The 23,154-nt window shown below is 75.4% G+C and carries 21 protein-coding genes; 9 read left to right on the top strand and 12 right to left on the bottom strand.

What is annotated here, in order from left to right; translation table 11 throughout:
- Positions 1 to 204: 204 nt before the first annotated feature.
- The 4 genes from ACFXHB_RS02270 to ACFXHB_RS02255 form a co-directional block, all read right to left on the bottom strand.
- Positions 205 to 591, bottom strand: coding sequence for a rhodanese-like domain-containing protein (locus ACFXHB_RS02270; RefSeq protein WP_380571408.1), 387 nt, complete (start codon positions 589 to 591; stop codon positions 205 to 207).
- Positions 585 to 1,163, bottom strand: coding sequence for a cysteine dioxygenase (locus ACFXHB_RS02265; RefSeq protein WP_380571407.1), 579 nt, complete (start codon positions 1,161 to 1,163; stop codon positions 585 to 587). The genes ACFXHB_RS02270 and ACFXHB_RS02265 overlap by 7 nt, the downstream gene beginning before the upstream one ends.
- A gap of 174 nt (positions 1,164 to 1,337) precedes the next feature.
- The gene (locus tag ACFXHB_RS02260) at positions 1,338 to 1,415 is read right to left on the bottom strand and encodes a putative leader peptide (RefSeq protein ID WP_101948289.1); all 78 of its coding nucleotides are present in this window, start codon (positions 1,413 to 1,415) and stop codon (positions 1,338 to 1,340) included.
- 47 nt (positions 1,416 to 1,462) lie between these two features.
- The gene (locus ACFXHB_RS02255; RefSeq protein ID WP_380571405.1) at positions 1,463 to 4,639 is read right to left on the bottom strand and encodes a hypothetical protein; all 3,177 of its coding nucleotides are present in this window, start codon (positions 4,637 to 4,639) and stop codon (positions 1,463 to 1,465) included.
- A 464-nt stretch (positions 4,640 to 5,103) separates the two neighbouring features.
- Between ACFXHB_RS02255 and ACFXHB_RS02250 the strand changes: the two genes are divergently transcribed.
- The 3 genes from ACFXHB_RS02250 (at position 5,104) to ACFXHB_RS02240 (ending at position 8,462) form a co-directional block, all read left to right on the top strand.
- Positions 5,104 to 5,946 (top strand): nitrilase-related carbon-nitrogen hydrolase, encoded by an 843-nt coding sequence (locus ACFXHB_RS02250; RefSeq protein ID WP_380571403.1) that lies wholly within the window; start codon positions 5,104 to 5,106, stop codon positions 5,944 to 5,946.
- A gap of 14 nt (positions 5,947 to 5,960) precedes the next feature.
- Positions 5,961 to 7,373: a dihydropyrimidinase gene (hydA, locus tag ACFXHB_RS02245; RefSeq protein ID WP_380571402.1), complete on the top strand. Its 1,413-nt coding sequence runs from the start codon at positions 5,961 to 5,963 to the stop codon at positions 7,371 to 7,373.
- Between the two features lie 75 nt (positions 7,374 to 7,448).
- Positions 7,449 to 8,462 carry a TIGR03842 family LLM class F420-dependent oxidoreductase gene (locus tag ACFXHB_RS02240; RefSeq protein WP_380571401.1) on the top strand — a complete coding sequence of 338 codons (1,014 nt, stop codon included), beginning with the start codon at positions 7,449 to 7,451 and terminating at the stop codon, positions 8,460 to 8,462.
- Between the two features lie 65 nt (positions 8,463 to 8,527).
- On the opposite strand, the gene ACFXHB_RS02235 is transcribed toward ACFXHB_RS02240, so the two are convergent.
- Positions 8,528 to 9,766 (bottom strand): glycosyltransferase, encoded by a 1,239-nt coding sequence (locus ACFXHB_RS02235; RefSeq protein ID WP_380571400.1) that lies wholly within the window; start codon positions 9,764 to 9,766, stop codon positions 8,528 to 8,530.
- 136 nt (positions 9,767 to 9,902) lie between these two features.
- Here ACFXHB_RS02235 and ACFXHB_RS02230 point away from each other — a divergent pair, with 136 nt between their 5' ends.
- Positions 9,903 to 10,169 carry a GlsB/YeaQ/YmgE family stress response membrane protein gene (locus ACFXHB_RS02230; protein ID WP_380571399.1) on the top strand — a complete coding sequence of 89 codons (267 nt, stop codon included), beginning with the start codon at positions 9,903 to 9,905 and terminating at the stop codon, positions 10,167 to 10,169.
- 164 nt (positions 10,170 to 10,333) lie between these two features.
- Here the strand turns inward: ACFXHB_RS02230 and ACFXHB_RS02225 are convergent, their stop codons facing one another.
- From ACFXHB_RS02225 to ACFXHB_RS02200, 6 genes are all read right to left on the bottom strand, one after another.
- Complete coding sequence (locus ACFXHB_RS02225) at positions 10,334 to 11,344, bottom strand: ADP-ribosylglycohydrolase family protein (protein ID WP_380571398.1); 1,011 nt, start codon at positions 11,342 to 11,344, stop codon at positions 10,334 to 10,336.
- 162 nt (positions 11,345 to 11,506) lie between these two features.
- On the bottom strand, positions 11,507 to 12,094 hold the full coding sequence (locus tag ACFXHB_RS02220) for a TetR family transcriptional regulator (protein WP_380571397.1): 588 nt from the start codon (positions 12,092 to 12,094) through the stop codon (positions 11,507 to 11,509).
- A gap of 168 nt (positions 12,095 to 12,262) precedes the next feature.
- Positions 12,263 to 13,258, bottom strand: a complete 996-nt coding sequence (locus ACFXHB_RS02215; protein WP_380571442.1) for an aldo/keto reductase — start codon at positions 13,256 to 13,258, stop codon at positions 12,263 to 12,265.
- A 270-nt stretch (positions 13,259 to 13,528) separates the two neighbouring features.
- A complete protein-coding gene (locus ACFXHB_RS02210; RefSeq protein ID WP_380571396.1) occupies positions 13,529 to 14,011 on the bottom strand; it encodes a (4Fe-4S)-binding protein in 483 nt (160 codons plus the stop codon).
- Complete coding sequence (locus ACFXHB_RS02205; RefSeq protein ID WP_380571395.1) at positions 14,011 to 14,313, bottom strand: GNAT family N-acetyltransferase; 303 nt, start codon at positions 14,311 to 14,313, stop codon at positions 14,011 to 14,013. The genes ACFXHB_RS02210 and ACFXHB_RS02205 overlap by 1 nt, the downstream gene beginning before the upstream one ends.
- Before the next feature lie 47 nt (positions 14,314 to 14,360).
- Positions 14,361 to 15,209, bottom strand: a complete 849-nt coding sequence (locus tag ACFXHB_RS02200) for a class I SAM-dependent methyltransferase (RefSeq protein WP_380571394.1) — start codon at positions 15,207 to 15,209, stop codon at positions 14,361 to 14,363.
- A gap of 153 nt (positions 15,210 to 15,362) precedes the next feature.
- On the opposite strand from ACFXHB_RS02200, the gene ACFXHB_RS02195 reads away from it, so the two are divergent.
- The 3 genes from ACFXHB_RS02195 (at position 15,363) to ACFXHB_RS02185 (ending at position 19,789) form a co-directional block, all read left to right on the top strand.
- A complete protein-coding gene (locus tag ACFXHB_RS02195; protein WP_380571393.1) occupies positions 15,363 to 16,868 on the top strand; it encodes a sensor histidine kinase in 1,506 nt (501 codons plus the stop codon).
- The gene (locus tag ACFXHB_RS02190) at positions 16,865 to 17,524 is read left to right on the top strand and encodes a response regulator (protein ID WP_380571392.1); all 660 of its coding nucleotides are present in this window, start codon (positions 16,865 to 16,867) and stop codon (positions 17,522 to 17,524) included. Before ACFXHB_RS02195 ends, ACFXHB_RS02190 begins: the two co-directional genes overlap by 4 nt.
- A gap of 828 nt (positions 17,525 to 18,352) precedes the next feature.
- Entirely contained in the window at positions 18,353 to 19,789 is a 1,437-nt protein-coding gene (locus tag ACFXHB_RS02185) for a M20/M25/M40 family metallo-hydrolase (protein ID WP_380571391.1), read from the top strand.
- 230 nt (positions 19,790 to 20,019) lie between these two features.
- Here ACFXHB_RS02185 and ACFXHB_RS02180 read toward each other — a convergent pair whose 3' ends face one another.
- Positions 20,020 to 20,571: a winged helix-turn-helix transcriptional regulator gene (locus ACFXHB_RS02180; protein WP_380571390.1), complete on the bottom strand. Its 552-nt coding sequence runs from the start codon at positions 20,569 to 20,571 to the stop codon at positions 20,020 to 20,022.
- A gap of 511 nt (positions 20,572 to 21,082) precedes the next feature.
- On the opposite strand from ACFXHB_RS02180, the gene ACFXHB_RS02175 reads away from it, so the two are divergent.
- Together ACFXHB_RS02175 and paaA are read left to right on the top strand one after the other, a co-directional pair.
- Complete coding sequence (locus ACFXHB_RS02175; RefSeq protein WP_380571389.1) at positions 21,083 to 21,772, top strand: peptide deformylase; 690 nt, start codon at positions 21,083 to 21,085, stop codon at positions 21,770 to 21,772.
- A gap of 357 nt (positions 21,773 to 22,129) precedes the next feature.
- On the top strand, positions 22,130 to 23,154 hold a 1,025-nt coding region (paaA, locus tag ACFXHB_RS02170), incomplete at its 3' end, for a 1,2-phenylacetyl-CoA epoxidase subunit PaaA (protein WP_380571441.1).

Below are 23,154 nucleotides of genomic sequence, written 5' to 3'. Positions count from 1 at the left end.
CGGCGGAAACTCCGATCAGACTATGACCTGAATCATCTCCTGTCCCTGATTTACCGTCCGCCCGGGGGCAGCCGGCCCGGGGAGGCCTCCGGACCCACCGGACGGGCCGCCGGGGCCCCGGACGCGGTCCGGTGGGCTGTCCTCCCGGTGGACCGGCGGACCGGTGGACCAGTGGATCGGTGGGCCGCTGGGCCGCTCGGCCGCTCAGCCGCCCTGACGAGTCGGCAGCCCGGCGGCGGCCCAGCCGACGAACCCGCCGTCCAGATCCGTCGCCCGGCGTAGCCCCAGCTCACGCAGCGAGGCGGCGGCCAGACTGGAGGCATAGCCCTCGGAGCAGACCACGATCACCTCCACGTCGTAGCCGGTGGCCTCGGGGATCCGGTGGCTCCCCGTCGGGTCGAGCCGCCACTCCAGCACATTGCGCTCGATGATCAGCGAGCCGGGGACCTCCCCCTCGGCGGCCCGCTGCGCCGCCGGCCGGATGTCCACCAGCAGCGCGCCGTCCAGCTGTGCCTGGTAGGCCTCCCGGGCGCGGGGCCGGTGGACCCCTTCGCGGGCGCGCTCCACCAGGTCGTCGATCGTGGTCACCATTGTTCCGGTCCCTCCTGCGAGGTGCGGACCAGTCCGCCGGCCCGCAGTTCGTAGTGCGCCATCGAGCTCAACGGCGGTGAGTAGGCGTGCAGGGTGACCGCCGGGCCGGCGGCCGTGTTGCGGACGTCGTGCACGTATTCCGGGCCGAACGCCCGGGCGGTGCCGGCCGTGATCCGGCGGATCAGCAGGCCCTGCTCCGGTCCGCCGAGTGAGAGCTCCTCCAGCTCGCCGAGCGCTACGGCGAACGCGCCGCGCGAGCCGCCGTGGTCGTGGAACCCGGTGGACTGGCCGGGCAGCCAGCTGATCAGCCACACCTCGTGGTCCTCGTCGGCCACCAGCCGCCGGTACCAGCGCTCCTCGGTGGACAGCCGGACGTGGTGGATCCACTGGTCGGGCTGCTCGGCGAGGTCGCGGACGATCGCGCGCAGGGACTTCGGGGTGAGCGGTGTGCGGGCCCGTTCCTCCGTGAGGGTGGCGGCCCCGGTGGTGGCGGCCGCCGCGGCGGTGTCGGGGGCGGTGGCTTCGGGGCCGGTCGGGCCGGCCGGGCTGCCGGGGGCGAGGTCCAGGCTCATGTGGGCGTCCTCGGGGAAGGCGGAACGAGCGGAGGGTACGGCCCGGCCCGGCGGGGAGAACAGGCGTGCGCGTGGCACGGGAGCGTCGGGCGGGCGCGTCAGGAAGACGGGTACGGGTGCGCGGAGCGGGCCCTGGCGGACGTCACGGGGCGGGACCGGCGAGGAGAGTTCAGGTCAACAGGCACAGATGGAACTCGCCTGGCGTCGCAGATCGACGTGCAGGCGGCAAACCAGAGTGGTGCCGGAGTCCATGCGCCGGATCTTTCCCGACCCGACGGGCACGAGTCAAGCGAGCTCGATCACTCCTGCGTGGCGCGCCGGGGTGGCGGGGGTGCCGCGGCCGGGCGCGTTGCCCCGCTGGTGGGGGCCGTCGGGGTGGTCCGCACGGCCGGTACGCGGGCCGCCGCGGGCGGGTGTCCCGGTCCGGCCAGCGTCGCCTTGAGCACGGGCGCCGCCTGCTCACCCAGATGGCGGCCGAGCGTCTGGTACGCGTCGAACTGCCGGTGGTCGAACCACTGGTCGCTGGTGCTGTCGTTCGGGAACGCCTGGTTGGCCGCCGCGTAGGCGTGCAGCTCGTACGGCATGCCGGGGGTGAGCACGGCCTGGACGACGATCAGCGTGCCGTGGTGGCGCCACTCGTCGTCGTCGCCGGCACCGCGGACGCCGTGCGCGCCGTGGCCGCCCGGCCCGGCCCCGTCGTCGCCGGGCACGTCGAACGGGTCCGGGTAGCGGATGTCGCCGGTGATCACCGCCTTGGCCGAGAGCCGGTCCGCCAGCCGCGCCGCCAGCCCGCGCAGCGACCGGTCGGTGCTGCCGGGGATCAGCAGCTCCGGATCGCGCAGGGTGATCACGATGCCGAGTTCCTCGCGGGCGAGGGTGATCGCCGCCGTCAGGCTGGCGGCGGCGGGGGCGTCCCCGCTGGCGTCGACGCAGACCGCCGTCCGCACCCGGTGCCGGAGCAGCTCGACCAGGCCGAGGTTCTCGTAGTGCCCGCCGTCGGTGGTGAGCAGGAAGCGGTCGTCCATCGGGAAGCGCCCGCACAGCTCGCGCAACTGGTAGGGCAGCCGCCGGACGGCGGGCTGCGGGGGGAGGCGCCAGTCCCGGTCCGGCGCCCAGAGCGGTCCGAGCGCGGCAGGGTTGGGCAGCCAGGTGCCCAGCCGGGCGTTGGTGACGGCGAACAGGCCCTGGTAGCCCCGGGACTGACGGCCCATCGCCGAGGAGAAGGCGGCGCCCGAGACGGCCATCGCGGACTGCACGGTGAGGTCCCTCGCGATGTGCCGCCGGGTGCGCCGCTCCAGCAGGTCGGTGCGGGCGTAGCCGACGTCCGGCCCGCCGACGTAGTCGTGCGAGAAGGTGAACGAGACCGCCCGGCGCCCGGGGGGCGTGCGGGAGCTGCCGGACAGGTTGGCCGCCGCCGCGAAGAGCACCTGCGGGACGTCGGGGTGCCGGGCGCCGTAGTGGCTGAGCCAGGTCTGCTCGCGGTAGAAGTGGTACGGCCGGGCCAGCACCTCGCCGTCCTCGGTGGCGCGGCGGACGGCGAACGCGGAGGCCAGCCGGCGCCGGTAGAACGGGTGCAGGCTCATCCAGGTCTGGTCGAGGTTGAGCCCGACCGTGCCGAGGACGAGCGGCAGCAGCACCTGGACGGCGACGGGCCAGGCGTGACCGGTGGCGACCGCCCAACCGAGCGCGAGCAGGGCCCCCGCCGACAGCGCGGCGAGCGCCGCCCACACCAGCAGGTACTGGACGAGCCGGTCGGCCACCCCGCCGCCGAGCCGGCGGGTGCCGCGCAGCAGCCCGCCCAGGGCCGCCGCGCCCTGCTCGACGACCCGGCGCCCGCGCCAGAGTATGCCGAGCAGCAGGCTGAGGTAGCTGAGCAGGACGGTCAGGCTGAGGCCGGCGCCGGTCTGCCGGGCGCCGACGGCGAGCGACTGCTGCAGCCAGACCGAGCCCCAGGCCACCCCGGGCACCAGCAGCACCCCGGTGGCCAGCAGCGCGGCCAGCGCGAGGGTGCCGTGCGAGAGCCGGCGCAGCGCCCGCGGCAGCGGGGCGCCCCAGCCGAGCAGCGAGAAGGTCAGCAGCCAGAGCAGCCAGCAGAGCGCGGCGGCCACCACCAGTGCGAGCAGCGCCAGCACGGCGGGCTCCCGGACGGTGAACACGCCGAGCCGGGTGCTCCCCCCGGTGCGCAGGCCGACGGCGGCCAGCGCGTCCAGGTCCGTCAGCGGGACGAGCCGGTAGAACCGGCTGAGCCCGAGGCCGAGCACCAGGACGGCGGCGAGCAGCAGGGTCAGGGCCGCGACCAGGCCGCGCAGCAGCGTCCCGAGGGCGACCAGCCACTGGCCGGCCCCGTCGGCGAGGTACTTGGCGTGCCGCCGGAGGTGGTCCTCCTCCGGCGACCCGGGCTCCAGGACGGTGTCCGCCGTCAGGCCGGAGACAGCGTGCACCGGCCCGCCGGGCGCGGAGTCGCTGAGCGCGAGTTGCAGCGCCCCGGTGGTGTAGCCGCCGCCGGAGACGGAGACCAGGTAGCGGGCCTGCTTCAGCCAGGGCCGCAGCGCCTGGAGCGCGCCGAGTGTGACGCAGGCGGACCGGATGCCGCCGCCGGAGACGCAGAAGCCGAGCCGGGCGGGCTCCCGGCCGGGTGGCACCTGGGCACCGTTGCGCCAGCGGGCGTGGCGGTCGAGCGGGCCGTGCGGACGGTGGCCGGGCGGCCAGCGCCCGCCGTGGGCGGTGGCCACCGGCCAGGGCGGGATGAGCTCCGGGCCGGTGGCGTCCGGGGCGGCGTCCGCGGCGGTGGCGGCGTCCGGATCGGTGTCCGGGGCGGTGGCGGCTTCGGGGGTGGTGGACGGGGTCCGGCCGGCCGCGCGCCGGTGGCGCGGGATGCCGCGTGCCGCGCGGTGCAGGGTGATCACCAGGACGGTCAGGGCGACCGCCCCGGCGGGCAGCAGGAGCAGCCACTTCACGGTGGCGAGCGCGGCCGCGGCGGCGAACGGCGCGTCGGAACCGGAGCGCGCTCCGGCCGGCCCGGTGCCGAAGCCGTCCAGCCCGGTGCCGAGCAGGACGTTCTCCGCGATGCCCAGCGCGCCCGCCAGCAGACCGGCGCCGCCGGCGGCGAGCGCGGCCAGCCGCCAGTGCGGCCGGGTGAGCACGTACCAGCCCAGCAGCCCCGCCGCCACGAGGGTCAGCGTGGTGCCGCCGAGCAGCCAGGGCTCGGCCCGCAGCGCCGCCCGGTGGTCGGCGGCCCGCCCGGCGATCACGGCCTCGGCGGCGGCCGCCGAACCGGCCAGTTGCAGCCGCACGCTCCGCACCGCCGGCGCCCACCGGGCGAACAGCGCGCTCCCCAGCACGAGCGGCAGCGGCGCGGCCAGGGCGAGCAGCAGGCCGGCCCAGGGCGGCACCGGGCCCGGCGCGGGGCCGGTGAGCGGACGCGGGAGGCCGGGGGGCACGCCGCGCGGCCCGGCCGGATCGGATGCTGCCGTCACGTCGACCTCCCCCGTGGACCTCGCCCGGATCGCCGTCAGGAACTCGTCGCGGGGAGCCCGCCGCCGGTACCCGTCGTCAGGAACGCGCCGCCGGGAAATCACCGTCGGGAGCGCTCCGGTGACGGACCGCAGCGGCACCCTCGGGCGTCTTACCCCGACGCGCACCGCCTCGCACCCGGATTCACCCGAATGAGTAAGGAGTGTGCCAATGGGGTAGATGAGCGTTTCATGCCGTCCAGAAGCCCCCGCGTGTCCGCGTAACAGGATCGCCCCCGCCGCGTTACGTCCGACGTATTGTCAGGCCACCGAGGCCGGGCCTACGGTCGACGGACCACGTTCTACGCACGTAGATGTGTGCACCGCCGCATGTCGACACGTGCGGGAACCAGAGGCAGATCCGCCCCGTCAACCCTCAGACCGCGGGCCCGACCGCCAGGCCGGGCCACGGAGTTGCGGAGGTACCCATGTCGCAGATCGTCCGTGCCGCCCTCGTGCAGACCCGGTGGACCGGTGATCAGGAGACGATGATCGCTCTCCACGAGCGCCACGCGCGCGAGGCCGCCGCCCAGGGCGCGAAGATCATCGGGTTCCAGGAGGTCTTCAACGCCCCGTACTTCTGTCAGGTCCAGGACCCCGAGCACTACCGCTGGGCCGAGGCCGTCCCGGACGGCCCCACCGTCCGCAGGATGCGGGACCTCGCGCGCGAACTCGGCCTGGTCGTCGTCGTCCCCGTCTACGAGGAGGAGCAGCCCGGCGTCTACTACAACACCGCCGCCGTGATCGACGCCGACGGCAGCTACCTCGGCAAGTACCGCAAGCACCACATCCCCCAGGTCAAGGGCTTCTGGGAGAAGTACTACTTCAAGCCCGGCAACCTCGGCTGGCCCGTCTTCGACACCGCGGTCGGCCGGGTCGGCGTCTACATCTGCTACGACCGCCACTTCCCCGAGGGCTGGCGGGCCCTCGGCCTGGCCGGCGCCCAGATCGTCTACAACCCCTCCGCCACCAGCCGCGGCCTCTCCGCCTACCTCTGGCAGCTCGAACAGCCCGCCGCCGCCGTCGCCAACGAGTACTTCGTCGCCGCCATCAACCGCGTCGGCACCGAGGAGTACGGCGACAACGACTTCTACGGCACCTCCTACTTCGTCGACCCGCGCGGCCAGTTCGTCGGCGACGTCGCCTCCGACAAGGAGGAGGAACTCGTCGTCCGCGACCTCGACCTCGGCCTCATCGAGGAAGTCCGGCAGCAGTGGGCGTTCTACCGGGACCGCCGGCCCGAGGCCTACGGCCCGCTCACCGAGGCGTGAGGGAGGCCGACACCGTGACCCGCACCGTCATCCGCGGCGGCCTCGTCATCACCGCCGCCGACGAGCTCCACGCCGACGTCCTGATCGAGGGCGAGCGCGTCGCCGCCCTCGCCGCCACCGACAGCGACGCCGCCCGCGCCTGGACCGCCGACACCGTCATCGACGCCACCGGCCACTACGTGATCCCCGGCGGCGTCGACGCCCACACCCACATGGAGCTGCCCTTCGGCGGCACCGCCGCCTCCGACACCTTCGAGACCGGCACCCGCGCCGCCGCCTGGGGCGGCACCACCACCATCGTCGACTTCGCCGTCCAACCCGTCGGCGGCTCGCTGCGCGAGGGGCTCGACACCTGGCACGCCAAGGCCGACGGCAACTGCGCCGTCGACTACGCGTTCCACACCATCGTCTCCGACGTCAACGACGCCGTCCTCAAGGAGATGGACGCCCTCGTCGACTCCGGCGAATCCACCTCCTTCAAGCTCTTCATGGCCTACCCCGGCGTCTTCTACAGCGACGACGGCCGCATCCTGCGCGCCATGCAACGCGGCGCCCTCAACGGCGGACTCGTCATGATGCACGCCGAGAACGGCATCGCCATCGACGTGCTCGTCGAACAGGCCCTCGCCGCCGGCCGGACCGACCCCCGCCACCACGGCGAGGTCCGCCGCGAACTCCTGGAGGCCGAGGCCACCCACCGCGCCATCAAGCTCGCCCAGGTCGCCGGCAGCCCGCTCTACGTCGTCCACGTCTCCGCCGCCGCTGCCCTCGCCGAGCTCGTCCGGGCCCGCGACGACGGCCTCAACGTCTTCGGCGAGACCTGCCCCCAGTACCTCTTCCTCTCCACCGACAACCTCGCCGAGACCGGGGCCGACGGCTTCGAGGGCGCCAAGTACGTCTGCAGCACGCCGCTGCGCCCCCGGGAGCACCAGCAGGCGCTCTGGCGCGGGCTGCGCACCAACGACCTCCAGGTGGTCTCCACCGACCACTGCCCGTTCTGCTTCGCCGGCCAGAAGGAGCTCGGCCGCGGCGACTTCTCCAAGATCCCCAACGGCCTGCCCGGCGTGGAGAACCGGATGGACCTGCTCCACCAGGCCGTCGTCGACGGTCACCTGACCCGCCGCCGCTGGATCGAGATCGCCTGCGCCACCCCGGCCCGGATGTTCGGCCTGCACCCGCGCAAGGGCACCATCGCCCCCGGGGCCGACGCCGACGTGGTCGTCTACGACCCCACCGCCGTGCAGACCGTCTCCGCCGCCACCCACCACATGAACGTCGACTACTCGGCCTACGAGGGGCGCCGGCTCACCGGCCGCGCCCGCACGGTGCTCTCCCGCGGCACCGTGATCCTCGACGACGGCGACTGGCTGGGCCGCGCCGGCCACGGCACCTTCCTGCGCCGCGACACCTGCCAGTACCTCGTCTGACCGACCCCGTACCGCCGTTGCCCGGGGCCGCCGCGTCGGCCCCGGGTGACCGCACCCTTCCCTGGAGCGCTCCCGATGGACATCGGCCTCGTCCTGCAGACCGACCCGCCCGCCCGCCTGCTCATCGACCGCATGGTCCGCGCCGAACAGGCCGGGTTCAGCCACGGCTGGACCTTCGACTCCTGCGTCCTGTGGCAGGAGCCCTTCGTGATCTACAGCCGGATCCTCGCCGAGACCACGAGGCTGACCGTCGGCCCGATGGTCACCAACCCCTCGACCCGCACCTGGGAGGTGACCGCCTCCCTCTTCGCCACCCTCAACGACATGTACGGCAACCGGACGGTCTGCGGCATCGGCCGCGGCGACTCCGCGATGCGGGTGGCCGGCCGCCACCCCGCGACCCTCGCCCGGCTCTCCGAAGCCATGCACGCCGTCAAGGAGTTGGCGGAGGGCCGCACCGTCGAGGTGGACGGGACCGAGATGCGTCTGCCCTGGGTCCGCGAGGGCGCCGCGCTGCCGATCTGGATGGGCGCCTACGGCCCCAAGGCGCTCGCCCTCACCGGGCGCCAGGCCGACGGCTTCATCCTCCAACTCGCCGACCCCTACCTCACCGAGTACATGATCAAGGCGGTCCGCGCCGCCGCCGCCGAGGCCGGCCGCGACCCCGAGGCCGTCACCATCTGCGTCGCCGCCCCGGCCTACGTCACCGCCGACGACTCCCCGGCCGCCCTCGCCCACGCCCGCGAGCAGTGCCGCTGGTTCGGCGGCATGGTCGGCAACCACGTCGCCGACCTGGTCACCCACTACGGCGAGCACTCCGCCCTCGTCCCCGAGGCCCTCACCGAGTACATCAAGGGCCGCCAGGGCTACGACTACAGCCACCACGGCCGGGCCGGGAACCCCGACACCGCGTTCGTCCCCGACGAGATCGTCGACCGGTTCTGTCTCATCGGCCCGCCCGCCGCGCACCGGGCCCGCCTGGAGCACCTGCGCGCCCTCGGCGTCGACCAGTTCGCCGTCTACGCCATGCACGACGCGGTCGAGAGCACCATCGACGCCTACGGGAGCGACGTCATCCCCCGGCTCTGAGCGCGGGCCCGCGCCGGGGGCCGCCCCTGCCGGGGGCCGCCCCCCGCGGGCGCCCGGGCGCGGGGTCAGGCGGAGAGGCGGTCGACGGCGGCCAGGACCTTGGCGGTGCCGTCCTCGGCGGCCAGCGTGGCGGCGACGGCCCGGGCGCGGTCGCGGTAGCGCGGGTCGTCGAGTGCGCGGCGGACGCCGGCGGCCAGGCGGGCGGCGGTGAGCGAGGGGAGCGGGACGGGGCCGGGGGAGGTGCCGAGACGGGCGAGGCGGGCGGACCAGAACGGCGCGTCGAGCTGGGCGGGCACGGGGACGGCGGGCGTGCCGGCGCGCAGGGTGGCGGCGGTGGTGCCGGCGCCCGCGTGGTGCACGACGGCGGCCATCCGGGGGAACAGCCAGTCGTGCGGGGCGTCGTCGATGGTCAGCACGTCGTCGGAGTCGGCCGCGCCGAGCCCGCTCCAGCCCGACTGGAGGACGACCCGCACCCGGGCCGCCCGCAGGGCGGCGAGGACGGTGGCGCTGAGCGCCTCCGGGTCGGGGACGACCAGGCTGCCGAAGCCGACGAAGACCGGCGGCGGTCCGGCCGCCAGGAAGTCGGCGAGCCGGTCCGGTGGCCGCCACCCGGGCTCGGGGTGCGGCCACCAGTAGCCGGCCACGTCGAGGCCGGGGCGCCAGTCGGCCGGGCGCGGGACGACGACGGGGGAGAAGCCGTGCAGCACGGGGTGGGCCCGCCGGGCCCGGGCGATGCTGCGCGGCGCGAGCCCGAGCCGGTGGCGCAACCGGCGGACGGCGGGGGCGAAGAGACGGTCGGACGCCGCCTCCACGGCATGGCCGGCGAGCAGGTTCCCGGTCCGGCCCAGGGACCGGGTACCGGTCACGGAGGGCGCGAACTCCCGCGTGGGGGCGATCGGTTGCAGGTAGAGGCCGATGCTCGGAATGCCGGCGGCCTCGGCGGCGACCTGGCCGAGCGGGGTGGTGGCGCTGGTGGTGAGCAGGAGGTCGGTGCCCCGTGCGGCGGCCTCGACGATGCCGTCGCCGAGGGCGGGCATGAAGGAGCGCCCCAGGCGCAGGAGTCGGATGACCGACAGCGGTCCGGAACCGGTGCGCAGGAGCTGTTGGCCGCGCTCGGAGGCGAGTTCGGCGCGCGGGTCGACCGGGAGCGGGCGGAACTCCAGCCCGGCGGCGCGCACGGTGTCGGCGAAGGTGGTGTGGGTGGCGACGGCCACCTGGTGGCCGGCCGCGCGGAGGTGGGCGCCGAGGCCGGTGAAGGGGGCCACGTCGCCCCGGGACCCGGCGGTGGCGATCAGGATGCGCATGGCCGCAGTATCGCGGCGCGGGCCGCCGGCCCGCGGGGTGCCACGCCCGGCGCACCGCAACCGCGGGGGCGCACGGCGGCGTCCTCCCCGGTGGGAGCGGTCGGACCGGACCGCCGAGACGGAGGGTGGAGGACGCGTGGGCATAGTCGCGTGGATCGTGCTGGGTCTGGTGGCGGGGGCGCTGGCCAAGCTGCTGCTGCCGGGGAAGGACCCGGGCGGCCTGGTGGTGACCACCTTGATCGGCATCGCCGGGTCCTTCGTCGGCGGCTGGCTCTCCTCGCGGTTCCTGCACCGGCCGGTGTCGGCGCACTTCTTCGACCTGGCCACCTGGGGCTCGGCGATCGCCGGCGCGCTGGTGCTGCTGATCCTCTACCGGATCTTCTTCGGCAACTCCCGCAAGTGACGGGGCGGCCGGGGGCGCGCCGGGTGCCGGGGGCGAGCCTGTGCCTGTGCCTGCGGCGCGGTCGGTCGGGCGGGTGGTGTCCGCGCCCGGTCACCACCGCGGGTGGGTGGTGGCGCGCCCCGGCCGTGACCGGGGGGCGCCGTCCGCTGCCGCGACCGGGGTGCTCAGGGACCGGTCGCTGACGATTCGGTCGTCCGTGGTTCGGTCGTCCGTGGTTCGCTCTCCTGTGGTCCGGTCTCCTGTGACCCGGTCTCCTGTGGTCCGGTCGCCTGTGAGGCGGCCACCCAAGCCGGCAGCTCCTCCTGGGCGTCCAGCCAGGCGGCGGGCACCCCGGTGAGGCCGGTCCGGGCGGCGACCACTCCGGCCGCGATCGCGCAGGTGGTGTCCATGTCGCCCCACCCCTCCAGGGTGTGCCAGATCGCCTCCGGCAGGGAGTCCAGGTGCGCCGCGGCGGACCAGAGCGCGAACGGGACGGTGTCCGGGGCGGAGATCCGGAAGCCGGAGCCCAGGACGTGCGCGGCGTGCCGGACGCTGGTGCGCGCGGGCAGCCGGGCGGCGATCCGCAGCCCGGAACGGACGTCACTGTCGGGCAACCGGTCGGCGACCTCGGTCAGCAGCCCGGCCCGGTCGGGTGGCTCCTGCCCCCGGCTGCGGGCGGCGAGCGCCGCCGCGAGCGCGACCGCGACGGAGCCCGCCACCGCCTCCGGGTGGTAGTGCGTGGTGAGCGCCTGCAGTTCGGCCTGCCGGCCGACGGTGTCCAGGTCGTCGGCGAACCAGGCGCCGAGCGGCGCGACCCGCATCGCGGCGCCGTTCCCGTAGGAGCCCTGGCCGCCGAACCGCTCCGCGGTGACGGCCCGCCAGTCGCCACCGTCGCCGATCGCGCGCAGCACGCCGTGCATCGAGGGGCCGTACTTGCGGCCGTAGGCGGTGGCGTACTCCTCGGCGAAGCCGTCCGCCAGCGCGTCCTGGCGGACCTCGCCGTGGTGGAGCAGATGGCGGACGAGGACGAGCGCCATCGCGGTGTCGTCCGTCCAGTGCCAGGGCGCCGGGCGGGGCAGCCGGGCGGCGAGCGCCGCCGGGGCCTCGTCGACCGGGGCGGAGAACCAGCGGTCGCCGAAGGCGTCGCCGAGGGCGACCCCTCGTAGGCTGTCCAGTGCGGGACCGGTGCTGCGCATGCCGTCCTCCTCCGGGATCGATCGTGCGCGCCAGTCTGCCGGGCGGCGGCCCGGCGGGGCGAACGGTTTCCGGGGGAGGCTCTGTTCGGAGCCGCCCGCTCGACCATGGGCGTCGGTTAGGTGCTCGCGTCGGTCGGGTGCCCGCGCCGGCCGGGTGCCCGGTCAGGGGGCGAGGAGGCCGCCGAGGAGGAGCGTCCAGAGCGCGGCGAAGCGCTCCGGTGCCCGCGGGTCGGACCACTCGGCGGCGTACACGGGGTCGTGGAAGTGCGCGGTCGCCTCGAACAGGGCCCGGGCGGTCGGGCCCGCGGGGGTCGCCCGGAACTCCGCGGCGGCCACCCCGTCCTGGACCATCAGGCCGATCTGCCCGACCAGGGTCTCGACGTGGGCGTCGACGGTGCCGCTGTTCTCCGCGACCAGCACCAGGTACGTGGCGAACAGCTCCGGGTCGTCCAGTGCCTTCTTCCGCTTGGCGGCGAACAGCGTCTCCAGCCAGCGGTGCAGGCGCTCGACCGCCGGTCCGGGCTCGGCGGCGATGGCCGCGAGGCTGTCGTGCGCCTGGTCCAGCCAGCGCTGGGTGACGGCCTCGCGCAGCGCCGCCTTGCTGGGGAAGTGGCGGTAGACGCTGCCGTGGCTGACGCCCAGGGTGCGGGCGACGTCCACCACGGTCGCCTTGGCCGGGCCGAACCGCCTGAGGACCTCCTCCGTCGCGCCCAGGATCTGCTCGGGGGTGAGTGCGCTGTCCGTGGTCACGGGGAGGTACGTCCTAACGGGGTGGTGCGTCCGCCGCCGGGGAGGCGGCGGTGCTGCGGCTGGCGGGCGGTGCTGCGGCCGGGCGGGCGCTCGACCCGGCGGCGCGTGGGTGGCGCCGCCGGTGAGGCCCGGTCCCGGTGGCGAGCCGGCCGACCGCCGCGGTGCCGGTCAGTGCTCGCTGTCGAGGTGGGCCATCTGAGCCGCAGCGTACCTGTCCCCGGCGGCGGACCCGGCGGGGACGGCGGCCTCGATGGCGGCGAGGTCGGCCGCCGTGAGGCTGACGTCCAGCGCGCCGAGGGCCTCGGTGAGCCGGTCGCGACGCCGGGCGCCGACCAGCGGCACGATGTCCTCGCCGCGCGAGGCGACCCAGGCGATCGCGACCTGGGCGACGCTCGCGCCCCGCTCGGCGGCGACCGCGCGCAGCGCCTCGACCAGCTGGAGGTTGTGGGCCAGGTTGTCGCCCTGGAAGCGCGGGCTGCGACCGCGGAAGTCGGTGCCCGCGAGCGCCCGCTCGGTGCTCCAGTGCCCGCTGAGCAGCCCGCGCGAGAGGATGCCGTACGCGGTGACGCCGATGCCCAGCTCCCGGGCGGTCGGCAGGATCTCCGCCTCGACGGACCGCGAGAGCAGCGAGTACTCGATCTGCAGGTCGCTGATCGGGTGCACGGCGGCGGCCCGACGCAGCGTGTCGGCGCCCACTTCGGAGAGGCCGATGTGGCGGACGTGGCCGGCCTTGACGAGGTCGGCGATCGCGCCGACCGTCTCCTCGACCGGAACGGCCGGGTCCAGCCGGGCCGGGCGGTAGACGTCGATGTAGTCGGTGCGCAGTCGGCGCAGTGTGTACGCGAGGGCGGTCTTGGTGGCCGCCGGGCTCGCGTCGTAGCCGAGCCACTGGCCGTCGGGGCTGCGCTGGGCGCCGAATTTCACGCTGATCTGTACGTTCGCGCGGTCCCGGCCGCGCAGCGCGTCGTGGATCAGCAGCTCGTTGTGGCCCATGCCGTAGAAGTCGCCGGTGTCGAGCAGGGTGACGCCCGCGTCGAGCGCGGCGTGCACGGTGGCGATGCTCTCGGCCTCGTCGGCCGGGCCGTAGAGGTCGGACATGCCCATGCAGCCGAGGCCGAGGGTGGAGGTGGTGGGGCCGGTGGCGCCGAGCCGGCGCCGGGGAATCCGGGAGGTGGTGGACACGTGGGGCTCCTGGCGGGGTGAGGGGCGGCTGCCGGGGCGCCCGTAGGGGCGCGGCGGCCTGACAGGTTCCACTGTGGCACGTTGGCTGACAGATTTCAAAGTTTGTCAGCCGTCATTTGTCAGCTGTCACTCGAAGCCCGCCGGATCGGCCCGGGCGCCGGCGTTCGTCCCGCGTCGTGACCGTCGGGTGTGCGTCCGCCGGCCCGACGGCAGCCCGAGGCGCTGTCCCGGGCGTTGCGCCGGGCGTCGGGCTCACCCGTCGGCCTCGCTGTCGGTGCGGTCGCCGCTCCGGTCGCCGGTGCCGCCACCGCACGCCCCGCTCCGGTCGCAGTAGGGCTGCTCGGCGCTGCGCCCGCACCCGCACAACATCGCCCTCGGCGTCTCCCGGACGGCACCGTCGGCGCCCGCCACCCGCAGCTCACCGCGGACCAGCAACCGCCCGTCCGGTGTCCGCCGCACCGTCGTCGGCCGTTGCGGCGCCTCCGTCCCGCCGTCCGCCGTCCGATAGGTCAGCGCGCCCGTCGGGCAGCGCCGCACCACCTCGGCGACCAGCTCCGGCTCCGCCGCCTCCGGGGAGATCCACGGCCGCCGGGCCGTGTCGAACACCGCGGGCAGGCCGCGCACACACTCGGCCGCGTGCCGGCAGACCCGCGGATCGAAGGTCACCGCGATCGCCGCACCCCGGTACGTCCGGGCGTCCTGGCGGTGCGCCGAGGCCTCGTCCCCGCCGCCCATCAGTCGTTCACCCGGCTGCGGTTCTCGTAGGCCAGCTCGGTGTACTCGGGGTGCCGCAGCATCCAGCCCTTGATGAACGGGCAGGTCGCCAGGACCGCCAGACCGCGCTCGCGCGCGTCCTCCAGCGCCGCCCGGGCCAGCGTGCCGCCGATCCCCCGCCCCTCGAACGCCGGCTCGACCACCGTGTGCGGGTAGACCACCAGCCGGTCGCTGCGGATGTACTCGGCGAAGCCCGCCAGGACATCGTCCACCCGAGCCTCGAAGCGGCTCTCGGCTTCGACATCGCGCACCGTGACGGTCATCGCAGGCTCCTCGCAGCCGGGCACGGAGCCGGGCCGGCCCCGGTCCATCATCGGCCGCCGGTGGCCGCTCCGCCCGTCGGCCCGCCCGCCGGCGTGGCCGCCGGGGCGGGCAGGTGCTCACCCCGGCCGCCGCCACGGTCGCCGCCGCCCGGGGCACGCAGCAGATGGACCCGCGGCGGTGGCAGATTGCGCCACACCGTCCGGCTTCCCAGCCCGTACGTCGCCTCGAAGCTCCGCAGCTGCCGGATCACCGCCCGGTGCCGGGCGCCGCGCCCCGGCCCGGCGACCAGCGTCCGCGCCGTCGTCGTGCCCAGATAGCCGAACCAGGTCAACTCACCACCCGGCACCAGCAGTCGCAGATGGAGATCCAGCAGGTACCGGACCTGCGCGGGCGTGAAGTTGGTGAACGGCAGACCCGAGACGATCACGTCGTACCGCTCGCCCTCCGGTCCACCACCGTCCGGTGCGGGCGGCCTGCCCTCCGGGAGCTCCTCCACCCGGCACGGCGACAGCCGCAGCCCTATCCCGGGCCCGCGCCGGGCCAGTTCCGGGTCCTGCCGCAGCCGCTCGGCGAACCGCGGGTTCGCCTCGACGACGTGCAACCTGTCTCCCGGGCGCAGCACCCGGGCCAGCCGCCGGGTCACCACCCCCGTCCCGGCGCCGACCTCCAGCACCGAGAGCGCCCGGTCCGGCCGACTGGTCACCGGAACCACCAGGGCGTTCACCAGGCCCGGCCCGCTCGGCGCCGGCGCGCCCGTCGTGTGGAACGTGCGCAACGCCTCGGCGAGGAACAACAGCCGGTCGCCACCGGCCCGAACCGGACCGGAGCGGAAGAGGGGGCGGCGGCGGGAGGTCTGCTGATCCGTCGTCATGTCCGTGGTGATGTCTGCCGTCATGACACCGACGGTAGGGACGGCAGGGCCGGTCCGAATCTGCCGATCTGCCGGATCGGACCCCGACGAAAGTCCAGGGTCCCGTTGGTCGTTCGTCAGGGGTCGCGTGCTCCGGAGAAGCCCTAGCATCGGCCCAGGCCGACGGGAGGAGACCGCGTGACCACAGGCCGTGCGGACCACCCGCACCCCCGAATCCACCCCCGCCGCTCGGGCGGTCCCCGCCACACGGACCGCTGTGCGGACCACCGTGGTGACCACCGGGCGGAGCACCGGCCGGCCGGACGTCCGCCCGCCCTGCTCGGCTGGTACGCTCCCGGCCGCCGCCGGTCGACGGAGACCCTCCTCCTGCTGACCATCCTCGCCCTCGCCGCCGAGGAGGGCATCACCCAGTGGAGGAGCACCGGCGGCTCCCACCACGTCCCGCGCACCGCCGCCGCTACGCTCGCCGCCCTGTCCCTGCTCCTCGCCCGCCGCCACCCGACGGCCTCGGCCGTCCTTCCCGTCCTCACCGCGGGGCTCCTCAACCGCGCCTTCCCCGGCCTGTTCAGCGTCTACCACCTGGCCGCGACCGGCCGTTTCGGCCCCGCCGCGATCGGTGGCGCCATCATCGCGCTGATCGGCGCGGCCCGCGCCGACTCACTCCCCGACTGGGTCGGGACCACCGCCTCACAACTGCTCATCCAGGCGGCAGCGCTCTCCCTCGGCCTCTGGCAGCACGGCCGCGGCGTCCTGATCGAGACCCTGCACGCCCAGGTCGACGTGCTGCGCCGCGAACGCGAACTCCGTGCCGAACAAGCCCGCTCCGCCGAACGCGCCCGGATCGCACGGGAGATGCACGACGTCCTGGCCCACCGCCTCAGCCTGCTCGTGCTGCACGCCGGGGTGCTGCGCGACCAGGCCCGGGCCGGCACGGTCGCCGAGGACCCGGACCGGCTCGCCCACCGGCTGGAACTCCTGCGCACCGCCGCCGCCCGCTCGCTCGACGACCTGCGGGACGTCCTCGGCGCACTCCGGACCGAGCCCCGACCACCGGACGAGCCCCGGGCTCCCGAGGCGGGCGGCGCGCCGGCCCACCCGGCGAGCCCCGAGGACGCCTCGACACGGCGCCCAGCCGCTGCCGGGCCGCTCCTCGACGGTCCGTCCTCGACGCGGTACTCCGCGGAGCCCCCACCGAGGCCGCCGATATCCGCGCCGGTGCCCGCTCCGGCCCTGCGCGACCTCACCGAACTCGTCGGCGAGGCCACCGCCGCCGGGCAGACGGTCGAACTCGCCCTCCAGGGTGACCCGGAGAGCGTGCCCACCACCCACCGGCTGGCCGTTCACCGCCTTGTCCAGGAGGCGCTCACCAACGCCCGCAAGCACGCCCACACCGCCCCCGTGACGGTCCGGGTCCGCTACGGCGCCCCGGCGACCACCGTCGAGGTGCGCAACGCGGCGGGCGGACCGGCGCCGTCGGGGGCCGGAACCGGTGGCGGGTACGGCCTGGTCGGGCTCACCGAGCGGGTCGCCGCGCTCGGCGGTCACCTCGACGCCGGGGCCGACGGTCACGGCGGCTACCGACTCGCCGCCCGCCTCCCGGCCCCCGAGCGTCCGGCGCCCCTCGTGCCCCGGCCGACCGCGCCGCCCCAGCCGTCCCCACCAGCACCGAGCGAGGGTTCATGATCCGCACCATGGTGGTCGACGACGACGCGCTGGTCCGCCTCGGCCTCGTCGATCTGCTCGCCCAGGACCCGGACCTCACCGTCGTCGCCGAGGCCGCCGACGGGCTGGAGGCGGTCGAACTCGCCCGCCACCGGCGCGTCGACGTCGCCCTGATGGACATCCGGATGCCCCGCCTCGACGGCATCGCCGCCACCCGTCGGCTGCGCGAGCTCCCCGATGCCCCGCGCGTGATCGCCCTGACCACCTTCGACCTGGACGAGTACGTCTACCAGGCGCTCGCCGCCGGCGCCGACGGCTTCCTCCTCAAGGACACCCCGCCCGCCGAGATCGCCCGCGCCGTCCACATCGTGGCCGGCGGCCAGGGCATGCTGCACCCGGCCGCCGCCCGCCGCCTCATCGACCGCTACCACCGCACGGGCGCACCCCGCGCGGTCGCCGCCCGCGGCCGGACCGCCGGGCTGACCCCGCGCGAGACGGACGTCCTGCGCGAACTGGCCCGTGGTCTCTCCAACGCCGAGATCGGCGCGGTGCTCGGGATGCGCGAGAGCACCGTCAAGGCGCATGTCAGCCGGATCCTCTCGACGCTGGGCGTCGGCAACCGCGTCCAGGCCGCGCTGCTCGCCCGCGACGCCGGAGTCGTCGACGACCCGGGCTGACCGGGGCCGAGCCGGCCGCGCCCCGGTTGCGTCCGGCCGGCTCCGGAGTGCCGGCTCCGGAACTCCACCGGACCGGCCAACACCGGCCAACCCTCCACCCACGCGCTCCCTCGGGCTCCCGCCCGGTCACCGCCAACCCGCCGGTCCCACCGCGGCCGCGTCCGCCGCAGGTTCCTCCGTGTACCGCCCCTGCGTCCGGCCGGCCTCCCACCATCACCGCCCACCATCACCGCCCACCGCCGCCGCCCGCCCGCGCGCTGGTACCGAACGCTGAGCCGCTGTCACCCATCCGGCGTGGAAATCCCGCGCCTTGGCCGTTTGCGCTGCCGAACCCGGACCCGGGGTCCATGGTGGAGATGGGCGCGATCCGGCGACCGCGCTCGCGCGCCGATCCAGGCCCGCGCGCCGTGCGCCCGCCGCCGTTCTCCGACGGGCGCCCGAGGCAGGGCCCGGCCCCCGGCGCGCTGGGAGCAGGGCCACCTCGCAGGAAACCGAACGGTTCTTCTAGGCTCACATCTCGGCTTCCCTGTGGCGGTGCCGCTGCTGCGCCCGCCGCATCGAAGCCGCCGTCCACGGGGGCTCCGGGCCGACCGGGGCCTCCGGATCGAGCGAGGAGGACGCAATGCCAAGCATGCCGCCCAGCCGTTCCACCGCACTTGGGCCAGATGGGCCGACCTGCCAGGTCACACGTCGGGCCGAGGTGGCGCGCCCCGGTTGGTCCGGGCACCCGGGCTGGTCCGGCCGGCCGGTCCGGCCGCTGAATACCGGCGGCGGCCGCGGAGGCGAGCGTTGAGTCCCCAATCCGTGCGGCCACGCGAAACGTCGGCCGTGAGCACCGAAGCCGCCGGCGGCCCCGCGTCCGCCAACGCCCCTGTGACGCTCACCACAGCCCCGCCCGCGGCCCCCGTTGCCGCCACCACAGCCGCGATCACGGCCAAGGGCACGGCCGCAGGCGTGGTGGAGGCCGTTCAGGCCGCTCCGCCGGTCACGCCCGCTCCACCGGCCCGCCCCGCCGCATCCGCCCGGGCGGCAACCGTGACGCCGCCCGGCCCGTCGGCCACCGAGGGTGAACCCCAACCCGCCCCCACCGCCGCTCTCCCCGGACTGCCCCAGGCCCTCAGCTCCCGCGCCCGCACCCTGGCCGGAGCCGTCCGACGTCGCTGCGCGGACCTCGCCCGGATCGAGTCGCCCAGTGGTGACGCGCCCCGACTCGACGCCCTTGCCGAGGAGTTGAGCGCGGGATTCCGCGCCACCGGTGCCACCGCCCGGCGTGAGCCCGGCCCTGCCGGCGATCACCTGGTGCTCCAGTGGGACGGCCAGGACGAGAGCCTGCCGCACCTCCTCGTGGTCGGTCACCACGACACCGTCTGGCCCGTCGGCACCCTCGACGACTGGCCGGTCACCGAACAGGACGGCACGCTGAGCGGTCCCGGCGTCGTCGACATGAAGGGCGGACTCGCGATCCTGGAGGGCGCGTTCGCCCTGCTGGCCGATCTGGGCCAGCGCCCGCACCGGACCGTCCGGCTGGTAGTGGTCTCGGACGAGGAGGTCGGCAGCCCCGACGGCAAGCGTCTGGTCGAGCGCCAACTGCGGGGCGCGGCCGCCGTCCTGGGGCTCGAACCGCCGCACCCGGACGGCCGGCTCAAGACCGCCCGCCGGGGCAGCACCCGGGTGCGGCTCACCGTCACCGGGCGGGAGGCGCACGCCGGCAACGACGCGGGGGAAGGCGTCTCCGCCGTGGACGAACTCGTCGACCAGCTGGTCGCGGTCCGCGGTCTCGCCTGCCAGCCCGGTACGGAGCTCAACGCCGGGCGGATCAGCGGCGGCACCCGCGCCAACGTGGTCGCCGGTCGGGCCGAGGCCGAACTGGGTCTGCGGTTCTCCACGGGGGAGGCGCAGCGCCGCACGCTCGACAACCTCGCCCGGCTGACCGCGCTGCGGCCCGGCGCGCGGGTGCGGACGGAGGTGCTGTCCAGTCGGCCGGCGTGGCCGGAGCGCACCGCCAACCCGTTGCTGCGGCACGTCCGATCGCTCGCGGCAGTGCTCGGGCAGCAGTTGGACGGCGGCCCGGCCGGTGGCGCCGGGGACACCAATCTGCCGGGCTCGCGCGGTCTGCCCACGCTGGACGGCTTCGGCGCGGTGGGCGCCGGCGCGCATGCCCGGCACGAGTACATCCGGATCGATCAGCTGGCTCCACGGATCGCGCTGCTGGCGGCGCTCCTCGCGGTGCCGCTGCCGCGCCTGCGGGACCGGTCGGAGGGGTGAGCCCGGCGTTGCCGCGGTAGCGGCCGGCCAGACCGGGTGGGCCCGTCGTCCGAGTGCGTTCGGACGGCGGGCCCACCGGCGGTTCGGGGCCGCGACGGTGCCGGTCTACCGCCGTTGGGCGCTCCGGTCGAGTGCGGTGCCGCGATCGGGTGCGGTGCTGGGGTCGGGTGCCTTGCCGCGGGCGGGGCCCGTGCGGGTGGGGTCGTGCCGCCGGGGCGTCCCCGGCTCGGTCACCGGTCGGTGGGTCGTCCTGCCCCGTCGGTCGGGCCGAGCAGCGGGAAGAGCCGGGTCCTGGCGGCCACCGGACGGGTGCCGGGGCGGGGGCCGCGGTCCCGGTAGGGGGCGAGCAGGGCGCGGACGGCGGCGCCGAGGTCGGCGAGCTCGCCGGGGGTGAGGTGGAGGACGTCGCTGGAGGCCTGGTCCTGCTGCCATTCGGCGGGGGCGAGCGATCGGTGGGCGAGCCAGCGTCGGTGGTCGACGTCCTCCGGGCCGGCGTCCGACTCCGGGCTGGACCGGGTGGAGGCCGTCGGCGCGGAGGGGGCGTCGGCGGTGCGCAGGGCCGGTTCCTCGGCCGTCCCCGGGGGCATCAGCGAGCCCTCCCAGCGCAGCCGCCAGGGGCGGGAACGGCCGTCCCCGGTGGGGGCCTCCTCGATCAGGCCGTAGCGGGCGAGCTGGCGCAGGTGGAACGAGCAGGTGCCGGAGCTCTGGTGCAGCATCTGCGCGGCCTGGTTGGAGGTGATGCTGCCCCACTCGGCGATGAGGTCCAGCAGGGCGACGCGCACCGCGTGGTGCGGCAGCGGTGCGGGGCTCCGCGGTCGCCCGGGGGCAGGCCCGGCGCCGGGGGAGCCGGCAGGCGGGGCGGCGCCCGGAGCCGAGGACGCGGGTGAGGGTGCGGATGCGGGCGCGGATGCGGATGCGGGTGAGCCCGACCCGAAGTGTGGGGCGTCCGGAGGATTCTCATCGCTGGTCACTTTGCAAAGATGCTACTTTGCAAAGTGCTTGGCAAGTTCACCGCGCCGGAGTCGGTGTCATGGCGGGTGTCGTACCGACACCCTGATGACGCATGCCTATTTGCAAAGAGACGTCTTTGCAAAGTGTGAGCGGTGGACCGTGTGCTGCCCGTCCGCCGCCCGCCGGTCGCCGTCCGCCGGTCGTCTGCCCGCCCGCTTGCCCGTCCACCCACTCGGGCGGACGGGCAGACGACCGGTAGACGACCGGGCGGACGGCGGACGGGCAGGCGAATGGACGGGCGGACGGGCGGCACACGACCCGACCGGGACTGGAGGAGAAGAGATGGCGGGACAGCTGCGGGCCTCGGCGGACGCGGAGGTGCGGGTGCGCGTACGGGTGCAGGGCGAGCCGGTCGCGGCGTACCCGGAGGTGCCACCGGAGACGCTGCGCGGGGAGGTGCGGCGGATCACCGTCGTCGGGGAGGAGGTGCTGCACCGCAGGTGCCGGGCGGTCCGTGAGGAGGAGTTCGGCACGCCGGAGCTGGCCCGGCTGGTCGACGACATGTTCGCCGCGATGTGGGTGGCCGAGGGCGTCGGTCTCGCGGCCAACCAGATCGGGGTGGACCTCCAGGCCTTCGTCTGGGACTGCCTCGACGAGGACGGCGTCCGGCACGTCGGCCACATCCTCAGTCCGGTGCTGGACGAGCCTCCGGCCGGCACCCGCAGGCTGGTCGGCGCGGAGGAGGGGTGCCTCTCCGTCCCCGGCCCGCACCTGGAGCTGGACCGCCCGGACGTCGCCGTGGTCCGAGGTCGCGACCTGGAGGGCCGTCCGCTGGTCGTCGAGGGCCGGGGTTACTTCGCCCGCTGCCTCCAGCACGAGACCGATCACCTGTACGGCGGCCTCTACATCGACCGGCTCACGCACCGGGGCCGCCGTACCGCGCTGCGGCGCATGGAGGACCGCAAGGAGAAGGTGTTCGCCAAGCGCGCCGCCCGCGCCGAGGAGCTGGAGCGTCTCCGGGCCGGCCGGTAGGGCCGGACCGACGGGCGTGATCGGCAGGGGTCGACGGCCGACCCCTGCCTCCCCGCCCCGCGCCGGCCCCGAAGGTGACCGCGACCCGCGTCCCGGTCGGGCGGCCCACGGTCCACGCGCCACCGCAACCGGCCCCGCTCGCGGCCGCGCTCTCGTCCCGGCGACCCGGCCGCGACCCGGCCTCGCGATCCGGTCCGGCCGGGTTCCCTTGTCAGGGCGCCGTCTCACCGCGCACAATGGTACCGACCGAACGGTCAGTCGGTTGCCGTGAGGGCGGCGACCGGGCCCGGCACGGCGCGTTGCCGGACGCCGGTGCACCGGACGGCGATGCATCGGACACGGATGCACCGCACACCGATGCACCGGCTGCCGGGCGCGCGACGCAGGGACAGGACGCGAGAGGGGCCCGTGGTGACAACAGAGGTGGCCGAACCGGTCCCCGCGCAGACGCAGGAGGAGCGGTTCGAGGCGGTCGTCGCCGCCGAGCAGCGGATCGAGCCCCGGGACTGGATGCCCGACGCCTACCGGGCCACCCTGATCCGCCAGATCGCCCAGCACGCCCACTCCGAGATCATCGGCATGCAGCCCGAGGGGAACTGGCTCACCCGCGCCCCGTCGCTGCGCCGCAAGGCGATCCTGCTCGCCAAGGCCCAGGACGAGGCCGGTCACGGCCTCTACCTGTACGCCGCCGCCGAGACCCTCGGCGTGGACCGGGCGGAGCTGACCGAGAAGCTGATCTCCGGCCGTCAGAAGTACTCCTCGATCTTCAACTACCCGGCCCTCACCTTCGCGGACGTCGGCGTGATCGGTTGGCTGGTCGACGGCGCCGCGATCTGCAACCAGGTGCCGCTCTGCCGGTGCAGCTACGGTCCGTACGCCCGCGCGATGGTCCGGATCTGCAAGGAGGAGTCCTTCCACCAGCGCCAGGGCTACGAGCTGCTGATGACGCTGATGCGCGGTACCGAGGGCCAGCGGGCGATGGTCCAGGACGCGGTGGACCGCTGGTGGTGGCCGTCGCTGATGATGTTCGGCCCCTCGGACGAGAACTCGCCGAACACCGCCCGCTCGATGGAGTGGCGGATCAAGCGGCACACCAACGACGAACTGCGCCAGCGCTTCGTCGACATGAGCGTTCCGCAGGCGGAGCACCTCGGGGTCACCCTCCCCGACCCCGAGCTGCGCTGGAACGCCGAGCGGGGCGGCTGGGACTTCGGCGAGCCGGACTGGTCCGAGCTGACCCGGGTCATCCAGGGCCAGGGCCCGTGCAACGCCCAGCGGGTGGACCGCCGCCGGGCCGCCCACGAGGACGGCGCCTGGGTCCGCGAGGCCGCCACCGCGTACGCGCGGAAGCGCCGGGCGGAGAGCGGCACCCCGGGCCGGCC

Source organism: Kitasatospora sp. NPDC059327 (genome assembly GCF_042752535.1).
Taxonomy (GTDB): Bacteria; Actinomycetota; Actinomycetes; order Streptomycetales; family Streptomycetaceae; genus Kitasatospora.
This window is presented reverse-complemented; position numbering and strand designations above follow the sequence as displayed.